The sequence below is a fragment of the Pseudomonas sp. JR33AA genome (assembly GCF_021378985.1).
GTDB lineage: Bacteria > Pseudomonadota > Gammaproteobacteria > Pseudomonadales > Pseudomonadaceae > Aquipseudomonas > Aquipseudomonas alloputida.
Window position 1 is genome coordinate 61,347 of sequence record NZ_JAJSAW010000005.1, and the last position, 13,939, is coordinate 75,285.

A 13,939-nucleotide genomic window follows, 5' to 3' on the forward strand; every position below is an offset into this window, starting at 1 on the left:
GTTCTCCTCAGGCGGCGTTCTTGAGTTTCGGGTCCAGCGCATCGCGCAGGCCGTCGCCCATCAGGTTGATTGCCAGCACACTGAGCAGGATGGTCAGGCCGGGCAGGCTTACCACCCACCAGGCGCGCTCGATGTAATCCCGGGCTGAAGCCAGCATTGTGCCCCACTCCGGGGTAGGCGGCTGCACGCCGAGGCCGAGGAAGCCCAGCGCAGCGGCGTCGAGGATCGCCGAGGAAAAACTCAGGGTCGCCTGCACGATCAGCGGTGCCATGCAGTTGGGCAGCACGGTGACGAACATCAGCCGGGGCAAGCCGGCGCCGGCCAGGCGGGCAGCGGTGACGTAGTCGCGGTTGAGCTCGCCCATCACCGCGGCGCGGGTCAGGCGCACGTAGGACGGCAGGGAAACAATGGCGATGGCAATCACGGTGTTGATCAGGCCTGGGCCGAGGATGGCGACGATGGCCACGGCCAGCAACAGCGACGGCAAGGCCAGCATCACGTCCATCAGGCGCATGATCGACGGGCCGAGCAACTGCGGGAAAAAGCCGGCCAGCAGGCCCAGGAGTATGCCTGGGATCAGTGACATTACCACTGACGACAGGCCGATCAGCAGCGACAGCCGTGCACCTTGAATCAGCCGCGAAAGCAGATCACGGCCCAGTTCGTCGGTGCCCAGGATGAACTGCCAGGTGCCGCCTTCCAGCCACACCGGCGGGGTCAGCAGGAAATCGCGGTATTGCTCGCTCGGGTCATGCGGGGCTACCCAAGGCGCGAACAGCGCGCAGAACACCACCAGGCACATGAAGGCCAGGCCCATGACCGCGCCTTTGTTGCGCGCGAAGGCATGCCAGAATTCTTTGTACGGGGAAGGGTAGAGCAGGCTCTGGTCCACCGGGCTGGCCGGCGACACGGATTTTGCAATCGGGCTTGTCATGGCAAGGGTCTCAGCGCTGATGACGGATGCGTGGGTTGGCCAGGCCGTAGAGAATGTCCACGACGAAGTTGACCAGGATCACCAGGCAGGCGATCAACAGGATGCCGTTCTGGACCACGGGGTAGTCACGGGCACCGATGGCTTCGATCAGCCATTTGCCGATGCCCGGCCAGGAAAAGATGGTTTCGGTCAGCACCGCACCGGCCAGCAGCGTGCCGACCTGCAGGCCGAACACGGTCAGTACCGGGATCAGCGCATTGCGCAGGCCGTGGACGAACACCACACGGGCCGGCGACAGGCCTTTGGCGCGGGCGGTGCGGATGTAGTCTTCGCGCAGTACTTCAAGCATCGACGAGCGGGTCATGCGGGCGATCACCGCCAGCGGGATGGTGCCGAGCACGATGGCCGGCAGGATCAGGTGCATCACAGCGTCCTTGAACGCGCCTTCTTCATCGCTGAGCAGGGTGTCGATAAGCATGAAGCCGGTCTTTGGCTCGATGTCGTACAGCAGGTCGATGCGCCCGGATACCGGGGTCCAGCCCAGGCTCACGGAAAAGAACATGATCAGGATCAGGCCCCACCAGAAAATCGGCATCGAGTAGCCGGCCAGTGATATGCCCATGACCCCGTGGTCGAACAACGAACCACGCTTTAGCGCGGCGATGACACCGGCCAGCAGGCCGACGATGCCGGCGAACAGCAGGGCGGCGAAGGCCAGTTCCAGGGTGGCCGGGAACAGGGTGAGGAACTCGCGCCACACGCTTTCGCGGGTGCGCAGCGATTCGCCAAGGTCACCCTGGGCCAGTTTGCCGACGTAGTCCAGGTACTGGACCGGCAGTGGCTTGTTCAGGCCCAGGCGTTCCATGGCCTGGGCATGCATTTCGGGGTCGACCCTGCGCTCGCCCATCATCACTTCCACCGGGTCGCCGGGGATCAGGCGTATGAGCGCGAAGGTCAGCAAGGTGATGCCGAAAAAGGTCGGTATCAGCAGGCCAAGGCGCCGGGCAATAAAACTCAACATTGTCGGGGTTACCTCATCAGGCCGTGGGGCGATCAGCCCGGTACGGCAGTGCCGCCGGTCCCCGTGTGGGTCGCCGGCGGTCGTTGTTGTTCTACTTCACCTTGGTGGTGGCGAAGTTGTTGTTGGTCAGAGGGTTGATCACGTAGCCCTCCACGTTGTCACGCATGGCGGTGAACATCTTTGGATGAGCCATGCTGATCCAGGGTTGTTCGTCATCGTACACTTTCAATGCCTCGTTATAGAGCCTTGCACGCTCGTCGTTGTCGACCGATTCGCGGGCGCGGCTGATCAGCTCCTGGAACTTGGGGTTGCACCAGCGCGCATAGTTCTCGCCACTTTTCACGGCATCGCAGCTGAGCAGTGGGCTGAGGAAGTTGTCCGGGTCGCCGTTGTCGCCGGCCCAGCCAGTGGACACCAGGTCGGCTTCGCCGTTCTTCGCCCGGCGCAGCATCTCGGCCCATTCCATGACGCGGATATCCAACTTGAGGCCGATCTGTTTGAGGTCGGCCTGCAGCATCTCGGCGGACAGGCGCGGGTTGGGGTTGGTCGGGCCGCCGCCGTTGCGGGTGAACAGGGTGATTACCGTGCCCTCGGGTACACCGGCCTGACTGAGCAGGGCGCGGGCTTTATCGAGGTCGCGCGGTGGGTTCTGGTTGTGGGTGTTGTAGCCGATCATGGTGGGCGGGTAAGGGTTTACACCCACTAGTGCGTTGCCTTTGCCAAACAGTTGGTCGACATGGGTCTGGCGGTCGAAGGCCATGTTGATGGCTTTACGCACGCGCACGTCGTTGAGGTATTTGTGCTGGGTATTCATGGCAATGTAGCCGGTGACCAGGGCCTCGATTTCTTCAACCTTGAGTTTCGGGTCCTGCTTGATCGACGGCACGTCATCGGGCTTGGGATAGAGCGCCACCTGGCACTCGTTGGCGCGCAGTTTCTGCAGGCGCACGTTGCTGTCGGTGGCGATGGCGAACACCAGCGCATCGGCCGGCGGCTTGCCGCGGAAATAGTCCGGGTTGGGCTTGAAGCGGACCTGGGCGTCCTTGTTGTAACGCTGGAAGATGAACGGGCCGGTGCCGATCGGTTTGCTGTTCAGCTCGGCGGTTTTGCCAGACTTGAGCAGCTGGTCGCCGTATTCGGCGGAGTAGATCGAGGTAAAGCCCATGGCCATGTCGCGCAGAAACGGCGCTTCCGGTCGGCTGAGGGTAATCACCACGGTGTGCTCGTCAGCCTTGCTGACCGACTTGAGCAGTTGCTTGAACCCCATGCTCTCGAAGTACGGATAGCCGACGCTGGTCTTGTCATGCCAGGGGTGGTTCGGGTCGAGCTGGCGATTGAGGCTCCACAGCACGTCATCGGCATTGAAGTCACGCGTGGGCTTGAAGTAGTCGGTGGTGTGGAACTTCACCCCCTGACGCAGATGGAAGGTGTAGGTCAGGCCGTCGGCTGAAATGTCCCAACGCTCGGCCAGGGCCGGCTGGATCTCGGTGGTGCCGGGCTTGAAGTCGACCAGGCGGTTGAACACTGTCTCGGCCGAGGCATCGGCGGTGACTGCGGTGGTGTACTGGACGATGTCGAACCCTTCCGGGCTGGCTTCTGTACACACCACCAGCGGTTTGGCCGCCAGGTGCGTAGCGCCGCCCAGAAGCAGCGCGGCCAAGGCTAGGCGCAACGGCCGCGTTTTCCTGAAAGCTATCTGCATAGGTTGAAGTCTCCCTGCGTGCATTGATTCCAGCGTAGCTGCCACGGCCCACAGCGAAGCAGGCCGTGGCGCCAGCGCTCAGAGAATGTTGAACGGAATGGTGGTGACCACGCGGAACTCATTCAGGCTGCCATCGCCCTGGGCCTTGCTGGCGCGATGGGTGGTGTAGGTGGCGCGGATGCTGGTGTCTTTCAGCGGCCCGCTCTGCAACGCGTAGCTGGTGCCGATACCCCACTCATAGTGGGTTTCGCCGTCCAGGCCATTCACGTCGTAGGCAGTGCCACGGTAGTGGGTGCCGTCGATACCCCAGCCGCGGGCGTTGTACAGGTTGAACTTCAGGCCAGGCACGCCATAGGGCGCCATGTTCAGCACATAGGAGATCTGCAGCGATTTTTCGTTGGGGCCGTTGAAGTCCGACAGCAGCGAGTTGGCCAGGAAGATGCCGTTGGTTTCGTGCAGGTAGTCGAAGTACTCATTGCCGTTGACCTGCTGCCAGGAGGCGCTGAGGGTGTGGGCCTGATGGGTCAGTCCCAGTGACAGGCTGTAGGTGTCGTTGTCGATCTTGCCCATTTTCTGGCTGCCGGCGTCGACGGTCTTGTAGTAGTTCAGGCCGGTGCTCAGGCTGAGCGCTGCGCTGTCGCCGAGCACATGGTTGGCGCCGAAGTAGTACTGGTTCCAGAAGTCGTCGACCTTGGTGGCGTACAGGCTGGTACTCAGGCTCTTGAACGGCTGGTAGTTGATGCCGGCGGTGCTGGCACGGTCGGTTTCCACGCCGGTGGCGCTGTACTCGCTGCGGAACTTGCTGAGGCTCTGTTCGGTACGTGGCGAGACGCGGTCGAAGGTGCCCAGGTCGATGCTGAGGTTGTCGAATTCAGCGCTGTGCAGGAACGCGCCCTGGAAGCTCGAAGGCAGTGCGCGGTTGCCGATGTAGGCGATCATCGGTGTATCCACCGATTGGCGGCCAAGGGTAAGGGTGGTGTTGGACACGCGCGCCTTGATATTGCCCAGTCCCAGTTTGCTCCACTGGCCGATGGGGTCGCCATCGCTGTGGGTGAGGGTGCGGTTGTTGGGGCCGGCAATGGCTTCGCGGCTTTGCTGCAGGGCGATGGCGTTGTAGCCGGCGGCCTCGACGGCGAAGCCCACGGTACCCTGGGTGAAGCCGGAGCTGTAATTGAGGATGGTGCCCTGGACCCAGTTTTCACGGCTGTGGGTGTCGTGGCGGGTGCCGTCGTTCTTGTAGTACTTCCACAGCGGCGCGCGTGCGGCGCGTTCGCGGGCATACCAGTTGCGGGTGCTGCCAGACAGGCTTTGGCCGTCGATGAAGCCGCTGGCTTGCGCTTGCTCGCTGCTGCTTTTGAGGGTGAGCGGGAGGTAGTCCTGGCTCTGCGGGTCTGCCTGGGCCACCGTGGAAAAGGCACTGATGGATAACGCCAGTGCGGTCAAGGTGAATACTTTCAAGGTTAAAGCTCCCTTTCTTTTCTAGTTATGGCCGGCCTTGTGGGCCGGGTGATTGCTGCGGTGTTGCCAGGGGTGCCGCGGGATCGCCGGGCAAAATCGGGGCGTTGTGTTGGCCGTACTGGCCTCTTCGCGGGCAAGCCCGCTCCCACAGGTAGGGCGCAGTGTCCGAACCTGTCGAGATCCTGTGGGAGCGGGCTTGCCCGCGAAGAGGCCGGTACTGGCTAACGCTTAATCAACACTCACACCGGAAAAATCATTGCGCCCAAACGGGCTGACCTTGAACTGGGAAACCTTGACGCTAAGCGGCTGGTTCACTGTGGAATGCGCCACCGGCGTAATCGGTACCTGCTGCTTGAGCCGCTGCTGGGCCTGCTGGTACAGCGCGGTGCGTTGCGTACGGTCGGTCACCTGCTTGGCCTGCTTGACCAGGCTGTCGTACTGCGGGTCGCACCACTGCGAGTAGTTGTTGCTGCCGATGGCATCGCAGCTGTAGAGGGTGCCCAGCCAGTTGTCCGGGTCGCCGTTGTCACCGGTCCAGCCGATCAGGGCGATGTCGTGCTCACCGTTTTTCATGCGCTTGAGGTATTCGCCCCATTCGTAACTGACGATGCGCACCTTGAAACCGAGCTTGCTCCAGTCGGCCTGGAGCATTTCGGCCATCAGCTTGGCGTTGGGGTTGTACGGGCGTTGCACCGGCATGGCCCACAGGGTGACCTCGGTGCCAGGTTCGACACCGGCCTGCTGGAGCAACTGTTTGGCCTTTTCCGGGGAGTAGGGTGCGTCCTTGAGGCGTTCGTCATAGGACCACTGGGTCGGTGGCATGGCGTTGACCGCCAGTTGGCCGGCGTCCTGATACACCGCCTGGATAAGGGCCTTCTTGTTAACCGCCATGTCCATTGCCTGGCGCACTTCCAGGCGGTCGAACGGCGGGTGCTGGGTGTTGTAGGCGATATAGCCGAGGTTGAAGCCCGGTTGCTGCAGCACCTGCAGCTTGCTGTCGGCCTTGAGCGCCGGCAGGTCGGCCGGGCGGGGGTGCAGGGTGACCTGGCATTCGTTGCGGCGCAGCTTCTGGATGCGCACCGAAGGGTCGACGTTGATCGAGAACACCAGGTTGTCGATCTTCACCTGGTTCGGCGCCCAATAGTCCTTGTTGCCCTTGTAGCGGATCTGCGAATCCTTCTGGTAGCGCTGGAACACGAACGGCCCGGTACCGATCGGCTGCTGGTTGATGTCGCTGGGGCGCCCACTGGCCAGTAACTGCTCGGCGTATTCAGCCGAGAGGATGGAGGCGAAGCTCATGGCCAGGTTCTGGATGAACGCGGCATCGACCGTGTTCAGGGTAAACACCACGGTCAATGGGTCGGTCTTCTCGACACGGGCGATGTTCTTGTCCAGGCCCATGCTGATGAAATAAGGGAACTCGGTAGGGTAGGCCTGTCGGAACCGGTGATCCCTGTCGAGCATGCGGTTGAAGGTGAACAGCACGTCGTCGGCGTTGAACGTGCGGCTCGGGCTAAAGGCCTTGTTGCTGTGGAACTTCACCCCTTCACGCAAATGGAAGGTGTAGCGCAGGCCGTCGTCGGACACCTCCCAGCGGGTCGCCAGGGCCGGCTCCACGGCAGTGCCGCCGCGCTCGAACTCGACCAGGCGGTTGTAGATCGGTTCGGCTGCGTCGTTGTCGGTGGCGCTGGTGTACTGGGCGGTGTCGAAGCCGGCTGGGCTGCCCTCTGAGCAGAACACCAGGTTGCTGGCCAATAGGGCCGGGGATTGGCTGATCAGGCCCAGGGCCAGCAGGGTCGAAAGGCGTTTGGCGTAGCGCATGGCAGTTCCTTTTTCATCTGTTCGCGCCGCCTCGGGGTGCGAATGGCGGCAACAGTTCGCCGACCCCGCAGCGGATAGCCGCAGGACGACATGAAAGGGTGGCAAGGAGGGAGAGGCACCCGCCGCTCAGCGGGTGCCACGGTCAGCCTATTTGTCCACGCTGACGCCGTAGAAGGAATTCAGCGCGAACGGGCTGATCTTGAAGTCCTTCACCTTGGCGCTCATGGGCTGGTAGACAGTGGAATGGGCGATCGGGGTGATCGGTACCTGCTCCTTTAGGATATGCTGCGCCTTCTGGTACAGCTCGGTGCGCTTGGCTTGGTCGGACGTGGCCTTGGCCTGCTTGATCAGGTCGTCGTAGGGCTTGTAGCACCACTTGGAGAAGTTGTTGCCATCGATGGCATCGCAACCGTAGAGGGTGCCCAGCCAGTTGTCCGGGTCACCATTGTCACCGCTCCAGCCAATCAGCATGGCGCCCTGTTCGCCGCCTTTGGAACGTTTGATGTACTCGCCCCATTCATAACTGACGATCTTCGCCTTGATACCGATCTTGGCCCAGTCGGACTGGAGCATTTCGGCCATCAGTTTGGCATTGGGGTTGTACGGGCGTTGCACGGGCATGGCCCACAGGGTGATTTCGGTGCCTTCCTTGATGCCGGCTTCCTTGAGCAGTTGCTTGGCCTTCTCGGGGTCGAAGGCGGCGTCCTTGATACTGTCGTCATAGGACCACTGCGTGGGCGGCATGGCGTTGACCGCCAGCTGGCCGGCGCCCTGGTACACCGACTCGATGATCTTTTTCTTGTCCACGGCCATGTCCAGCGCCTGCCGGACTTTCAGCTGGGCCATGGGGTTGGCCTCGTTGCTGCCCTTGATCTTGTCCATCACGTTGTAGGCGATGTAGCCGAGGTTGAAGCCGGCCTGTTGCGGCATTTGCAGGTTCTTGTCGGCTTTTAGCGGCTCGATGTCGGCCGGGCGTGGGAACAGGGTGACCTGGCACTCGTTCTTCTTAAGCTTCTGCATGCGCACCGAGGCGTCGGTGGTGATGGCAAAGATCAGGTTGTCGATCTTCACGTCCTCGGGCTTCCAGTAGTCCTTGTTGCCCTTGAAGCGGATCTGCGCGTCCTTCTGGTACTTGCTGAACACGAACGGGCCGGTGCCAATCGGCTTCTGGTTGATGTCGGCGGCCTTGCCGTTCTTGAGCAGATGGTCGGCGTATTCAGCGGACTGGATCGAGGCAAAGCTCATGGCCAGGTTCTGGATGAACGCGGCGTCAACCTCGTTGAGGGTGAACTTCACCGTGTGCTCGTCAAGCTTCTCCACTTTGTCAATGTTCTTGTCCATGCCCATGTCGGTGAAGTATGGAAACTCGGTGGGGTACGTCTTGCGGAACGGGTTGTCCTTGTTGAGCATGCGGTTGAAGGTGAACAGCACGTCGTCGGCGTTGAACGGGCGACTGGGCTTGAAGTAGTCGGTGGTATGGAACTTGACCCCCTCGCGCAGGTGGAAGGTGTAGGTCTTGCCGTCGTCGGACACCTCCCATTGGGTCGCCAGGCCCGGGATGACCGCAGTGCCGCCGCGCTCGAACTGGGTCAGGCGGTTGAACACGGTCTCTGCCGAGGCGTCGAAGTCGGTCCCGGTGGTGTACTGCCCCGGATCGAAGCCGGCTGGGCTGCCTTCGGAGCAGAACACCAGGTTGGATGCGGCAACGGCCGACGGTGCGCCGCTGAGCAAGCCTGCGCCCAGCAGGAACGGAATGACTGCGTGTTTGAGCATGGTGGCCTCATTGTTGTCATTTTTTGGATGAGGTGGCCTCGTGAGCCGACCTGCGGATACTTATGCAGGGGGTGTTCCCAATGCAACAGGCAGAAGGATAGTTGGCGCCAGAAAAGTGGTACGCTCGTACATGGATGTCGCATCGCTATAACTTTTGGCGAAGTCAAACGTTTGCGCAGGCAAAATGATGGCGTTTTGCGAGATGTTTCGAGGCGAGGGTAAACGTAGGACGCACCTTGGTGGTGCGTAAGAAAAGTCCGAAAATCGTGAAAATGACGTGGTCATCTGTAGGAGCGGGTTTACCCGCGAACACGGGCGAAGCCCGTGCCATTCACCGCAGTGTCTTGCTCGCGGGCTCGCCCGCTCCCACAGGTGCTTCGTGGCTGTTACGGCATTTGCACTTCAATCAGCCCGTCGGCGTTCATGCTCACCTCACTGGTGCCCGCCTCGATATCTGGCGCCGGTGCTGCTTCATCAGCCCCCATGGCCTTCATCGCCATTGGCGCACTACGCAGGTACGGGCGCGGGTAGCCGCTGCTGTTGAGGTTCAGGCTGACCACCTTGTAGCCCTTGCCACCCAGCGCTTCGGTGGCCAGTTGTGCGCGTGCCTTGAAGGCATCGACCGCATCCTTGAGCAGTGCATCCTCGCTGGCCTTGCGCGTGGCGGGGGCGATGGAGAAGTCCATGCCGCCCATTTTCAGCTCTTGCAACAAATCAGCGGTAAGCTGGGACAAGGCCGGGAAGTTGGCACTTTCAAGGCGCAGTTCGGCGCGCTCGCGCCAGCCGGTAATTTTCTGGCCCTTGCTGTCATACACCGGGTAGCTGTTGCGGCTGCCCTGGCTGATCTTCACGTCCTTGACCTGGCGCGACTGCTGCACGGCCTTGTTCATGGTTTCGGTGATCTGCTTGGCGAGCTTGCCCGGGTCGCTGTTCTGCGCTTCGCTGTACAGGGTCACGACCATCAGGTCGCGCGCCACTTCCTTGCTGACTTCGGCACGCAGCGATACCTGGTTGAAACGCGGTTCATCGGCGGCCATTGCCGGCAGGCTGGCGAGCAGGCCGCAGGACATGATCAGGGCGGCGCCGCGACGTGGGATTTGCATGTGGTACTCCTTGGCATTTGAAGGCGTGGGGGCTGGTCATCCATTCCACGCATGGCCCATAGGACCGGCAACAGTGTAGTGGGTTCAAAAGTGCCATCATGAACCTGTGACAAAGTGTGGCGCTTTGCCGCATCGCTGCAGCGAGGCGCCCGGCTTCGGTATACTCCAGCCGATTTTTCTGGAGCACTCATCAGGAGAGCTCATGCTCGCCGCCGTACAACCGTTGTCCGCTACCCGCCAGAACCTCTGGCGCCTGACCGTCATTCGGGTCCTGGTCCTGGCTGCTCAGGCCGGCTCGGTGGGCGTTGCCTACTGGACCGAACTGCTGCCGTTGCCCTGGCTGTCGCTGGCCGGCACCTTGGCCCTGTCTTCGCTGCTGTGTGCCTTCACGGCCCTGCGCCTGCGCCTGTCGCTGCCCGTCACCGAAATGGAGTACGCCCTGCAGCTGGCCTGTGACCTGCTGATCCACAGTGCCTTGCTGTATTACTCCGGCGGCTCGACCAACCCGTTCGTTTCGTATTACCTGGTGCCGCTGGCGATCGCTGCGGTGACCTTGCCGTGGCTGTACTCGCTGATCCTGTCGGGCATTGCGCTGACGGCCTACAGCTTGCTGCTGGTGCAGTTCTACCCGCTCGAAGGGCTGCCGATGGCGCGGGACAAGATGCAGGTCTACGGCATGTGGCTGAGCATTGCCCTGGCGGCGGCTGTGATCACCTTCTTTGCCGCGCGCATGGCCGAAGAGCTGCGCCGCCAGGAGCAACTGCGTTCAGAGCGGCGTGAAGAAAGCCTGCGCGACGAGCAACTGCTGGCTGTGGCCACCCAGGCCGCCGGCGCCGCCCATGAGCTGGGTACGCCGCTGGCGACCATGAGCGTGCTGATCAACGAAATGCGCCAGGACCATACCGACCCGCTGCTGCAGGAGGACCTGCAGATCCTCCAGGACCAGGTAAAACTGTGCAAAGAGACCTTGCAACAGCTGGTGCGCGCAGCCGAAGCCAACCGACGCCTGGCCATCGTGGAGCAGGATGTGACAGCCTGGCTGGACGAGGCGCTCAACCGCTGGCACCTGATGCGCCCGGAAGCCAGCTACCGCTTCCAGCGCCTGCGCGACGGCAAGGTGCCGCGTCTGGCGCCGCCGCCAGACCTGACCCAGGCGTTACTGAATCTGTTGAACAATGCCGCCGATGCCTGCCCTGATGATCTGGAGGTGCGCCTGGACTGGGACGCCCAGGACATCGTCATCAGTATCCACGACCATGGTCCTGGTGTACCGCCAGCCATTGCCGAAGCCATTGGCAAACCTTTTATTACCACCAAGGGCAAAGGCTTCGGCCTGGGCCTGTTCTTGAGCAAGGCCAGCGTGACCCGTGCGGGCGGCTCGGTGAAACTCTATAGTCATGAACAGGGTGGCACCCTGACCGAACTGCGCCTGCCCTATGGCAAGCGAGGAGATGAATGATGAGCGAAGAAAACCAGGTCGAAAGCGAAGAGCTGCCGCACCTGCTGCTGGTGGATGACGATGCCACCTTCACCCGGGTCATGGCCCGGGCCATGAGCCGTCGTGGTTTCCGTGTGAGCACTGCCAGTTCTGCCGAAGAAGGCTTGATTCTGGCCCAGCAGGACCTGCCGGACTACGCCACGCTGGACCTGAAGATGGATGGCGACTCCGGCCTGGTGCTGCTGCCCAAGCTGCTGGAACTGGACCCGGAAATGCGCGTGGTGATCCTGACCGGTTACTCGAGCATTGCCACCGCAGTGGAGGCGGTCAAACGCGGTGCCTGCAACTACCTGTGCAAGCCGGCTGACGCCGATGATGTGTTGGCAGCACTGCTGTCGGAGCACACCGACCTGGATACCCTGGTGCCAGAAAACCCGATGTCGGTCGATCGCTTGCAGTGGGAACACATCCAGCGCGTGCTGAACGAGCATGAAGGCAATATCTCGGCCACCGCACGGGCGCTGGGCATGCACCGGCGGACGTTGCAGCGCAAGCTGCAGAAGCGGCCGGTTCGGCGCTGATTCCTTGTTGATGATGTTGGCCTGTTGGCGGGGGAGTTCGCGCCTGCAACGGTGAGCGCGGGCTTGCCCGCAAAGGGCTGGACGGCAGCCCCAATCAAGGCGAGCACGATGAAGGTACTGTTGGTCATCCCTGCGCTGGTTGCCGGTAGCGCCAAGGCGGAGGACTGGCCTGACCCACAGTGGCAGAACGATCCCGCCACCTTCGACTGGCAGGCCGTTGACGCTTACGCCTTTCCTGCACGTTCCCCCTCAGAGCGCAACGGCATCCGCACGGACGCTCTGCTGATCATCCGCGACGGTCGTATCCTCCACGAGCGCTACACCGCGCCCACCGGTGCCGCCACTGCGCACCTGACCTGGTCGGTAAGCAAGAGCGTACTGGCCACGATAATGGGCGTGGCCCAGGGCGAAGGCCGCTTCCAGCTACAGGACCCGGTCAGCCACTTCTATCCACCCATGCGCGCCCACCCAGGCGTGCGCGTGGCCGACCTGCTGCACTGGGCCAGTGGCCTCGAGTGGCAGGAAGACTACGAATACGCGCCGCTGAAGTCTTCGGTGGTGGCCATGCTGTATACCCGTGGCCGCGCAGACATGGCCGCCTATGCGGCAGCGCGGGGTGCCGCCGTCAGCCCCGGTCAGCGATTCCTTTACTCCAGCGGCGACAGCAACCTGCTGGCCGCCGCGCTGCGCGGCATGCTCGATGCCGGGCAGTACCCCGACTACCCCTGGCATGCACTGTTCACCCCGTTGGGTATTGGCAGTGCGGTGTGGGAACGTGATCGGGCAGGCACCTACGTAGGCTCTTCCTATCTCTACCTCAGTGCCCGCGATTTGGCCCGTATCGGCCTACTGATGCAGCGCGACGGGCGCTGGCAGGGCCGACAATTGCTACCCAAGGCCTGGGTAGCCTTCAACCGCACCCCGTTTGCCGAGGCCCAGGCGCTGCCTGGCGAGGCCAGCCCCGGAGGCCACTGGTGGCTCAACCAGCCGCTGGCGGGCGCCGAACGGCCTTGGCCAAGCGCACCCGCAGACACCTTCGCCGCCCTTGGCCACTGGGGGCAGGCGTTATATGTGCTGCCTGAGCAAAAGCTGGTGATCGTGCGCTACGCCGATGACCGCGACAGCAGCTATCGACACGATGAACTGCTCAAGCGGGTGCTGGCGGTACTGGCCGGGGAGGGGGCATGAAGCGGCTATTGCTGCTGGTGCTGGCAGGGCTCCTGTACTGGGCCTGGCAGGAACGCCAGGCGCTGGCGGACTTCCCCGGCATACTCTCGGCCTACTCGGCCAAGGAATACTGTTCCTGCCGCTTTGTCATGGGGTTCGACAAGGTGTACTGCCAAGGGTACGTGAAGCAGTGGCTGCCACTGAGCCTGCTGGAGGAACACAGCCAGCAGCGGCGAGTCACCGCTGAAGGCCTGGGGCGGCGCAGCCAGGCGGCCTGGCAAGGCGCGCGTGAGGGCTGCCGCTTGCTGCCGTGAATGCGGGCGGGTAAGGTTGGCGGCCTGGTTTCACGAGATCTGTCATGTTCAAGTTGCCCCGTCTGCTGCCTGCCTTGTTGCTGGCTTTGTGCCTGCCTGCTCATGCCAATTGGCACCTGGATGGCGAATCTTCACGGCTGTCGTTCATCACCGGCAAGAACGGCGACACCGCCGAAGTGCATCGCTTTCTTGTGTTGCATGGCACGGTCGACCGCAAGGGCGTGGCTGGGTTGAGGATCGAGATGGATTCGGTGAGCAGCGGTATTCCGCTGCGTGACGAGCAAATGCGCGACAAGCTGTTCGAGGTCGAGCGCTTCGCCGAGGCCACAGTGAAGGCGCAGATCGACCTGCAGCCGATCAATGACCTGGCCGACGGTGCACAGATCGAGTTGCGCCTGCCGCTGACGGTCACCCTGCATGGCCAGTCGCACAGCTACAATGTCCTGTTGCTGGCCACCCGCCTGGATGCGCGGCGCTTCCAGGTGGTGACCCTTGAGCCTCTGGTGCTGCGCGCCGAAGATTTTGGCTTGCTGCCGGGGCTGGAAAGCCTGCGCAAGTTCGCCAAATTGAAGTCCATCAACCCGTCGGTACCGGTTAGCGCGGTGCTGATCTTCACTGCGCGCTGAC

At 62.4% G+C, this 13,939-nt stretch carries 12 protein-coding genes; 5 read left to right on the top strand and 7 right to left on the bottom strand.

What is annotated here, in order from left to right; all coding sequences use genetic code 11:
• Positions 1-7 precede the first annotated feature (7 nt).
• From LVS58_RS10230 to LVS58_RS10260, 7 genes are all read right to left on the bottom strand, one after another.
• Positions 8-934 (bottom strand): ABC transporter permease subunit, encoded by a 927-nt coding sequence (locus LVS58_RS10230; RefSeq protein ID WP_233690971.1) that lies wholly within the window; start codon positions 932-934, stop codon positions 8-10.
• A gap of 10 nt (positions 935-944) precedes the next feature.
• Positions 945-1,955, bottom strand: a complete 1,011-nt coding sequence (locus LVS58_RS10235; RefSeq protein ID WP_014589777.1) for an ABC transporter permease subunit — start codon at positions 1,953-1,955, stop codon at positions 945-947.
• A gap of 91 nt (positions 1,956-2,046) precedes the next feature.
• Positions 2,047-3,657 carry an ABC transporter substrate-binding protein gene (locus LVS58_RS10240; protein ID WP_233690972.1) on the bottom strand — a complete coding sequence of 537 codons (1,611 nt, stop codon included), beginning with the start codon at positions 3,655-3,657 and terminating at the stop codon, positions 2,047-2,049.
• A 78-nt stretch (positions 3,658-3,735) separates the two neighbouring features.
• On the bottom strand, positions 3,736-5,115 hold the full coding sequence (locus LVS58_RS10245; protein WP_233690973.1) for an OprD family porin: 1,380 nt from the start codon (positions 5,113-5,115) through the stop codon (positions 3,736-3,738).
• A gap of 228 nt (positions 5,116-5,343) precedes the next feature.
• On the bottom strand, positions 5,344-6,936 hold the full coding sequence (locus tag LVS58_RS10250) for an ABC transporter substrate-binding protein (RefSeq protein WP_233690974.1): 1,593 nt from the start codon (positions 6,934-6,936) through the stop codon (positions 5,344-5,346).
• A gap of 147 nt (positions 6,937-7,083) precedes the next feature.
• Complete coding sequence (locus LVS58_RS10255; RefSeq protein WP_233690975.1) at positions 7,084-8,709, bottom strand: ABC transporter substrate-binding protein; 1,626 nt, start codon at positions 8,707-8,709, stop codon at positions 7,084-7,086.
• A gap of 386 nt (positions 8,710-9,095) precedes the next feature.
• Positions 9,096-9,812, bottom strand: a complete 717-nt coding sequence (locus LVS58_RS10260; RefSeq protein ID WP_233690976.1) for an SIMPL domain-containing protein — start codon at positions 9,810-9,812, stop codon at positions 9,096-9,098.
• Between the two features lie 202 nt (positions 9,813-10,014).
• On the opposite strand from LVS58_RS10260, the gene LVS58_RS10265 reads away from it, so the two are divergent.
• The 5 genes from LVS58_RS10265 to LVS58_RS10285 all read left to right on the top strand — a co-directional run bounded on the left by LVS58_RS10265 (position 10,015) and on the right by LVS58_RS10285 (position 13,938).
• The gene (locus LVS58_RS10265) at positions 10,015-11,271 is read left to right on the top strand and encodes an ATP-binding protein (protein ID WP_014589781.1); all 1,257 of its coding nucleotides are present in this window, start codon (positions 10,015-10,017) and stop codon (positions 11,269-11,271) included.
• Positions 11,271-11,831 carry a response regulator transcription factor gene (locus LVS58_RS10270; protein WP_003255244.1) on the top strand — a complete coding sequence of 187 codons (561 nt, stop codon included), beginning with the start codon at positions 11,271-11,273 and terminating at the stop codon, positions 11,829-11,831. The genes LVS58_RS10265 and LVS58_RS10270 overlap by 1 nt, the downstream gene beginning before the upstream one ends.
• A 108-nt stretch (positions 11,832-11,939) precedes the next feature.
• The gene (locus LVS58_RS10275; RefSeq protein ID WP_233690977.1) at positions 11,940-13,019 is read left to right on the top strand and encodes a serine hydrolase domain-containing protein; all 1,080 of its coding nucleotides are present in this window, start codon (positions 11,940-11,942) and stop codon (positions 13,017-13,019) included.
• The gene (locus LVS58_RS10280; RefSeq protein WP_233690978.1) at positions 13,016-13,312 is read left to right on the top strand and encodes an amidase; all 297 of its coding nucleotides are present in this window, start codon (positions 13,016-13,018) and stop codon (positions 13,310-13,312) included. The genes LVS58_RS10275 and LVS58_RS10280 overlap by 4 nt, the downstream gene beginning before the upstream one ends.
• Positions 13,313-13,356: 44 nt before the next feature.
• Positions 13,357-13,938: a YceI family protein gene (locus tag LVS58_RS10285; protein ID WP_233690979.1), complete on the top strand. Its 582-nt coding sequence runs from the start codon at positions 13,357-13,359 to the stop codon at positions 13,936-13,938.
• Position 13,939: the final 1 nt, after the last annotated feature.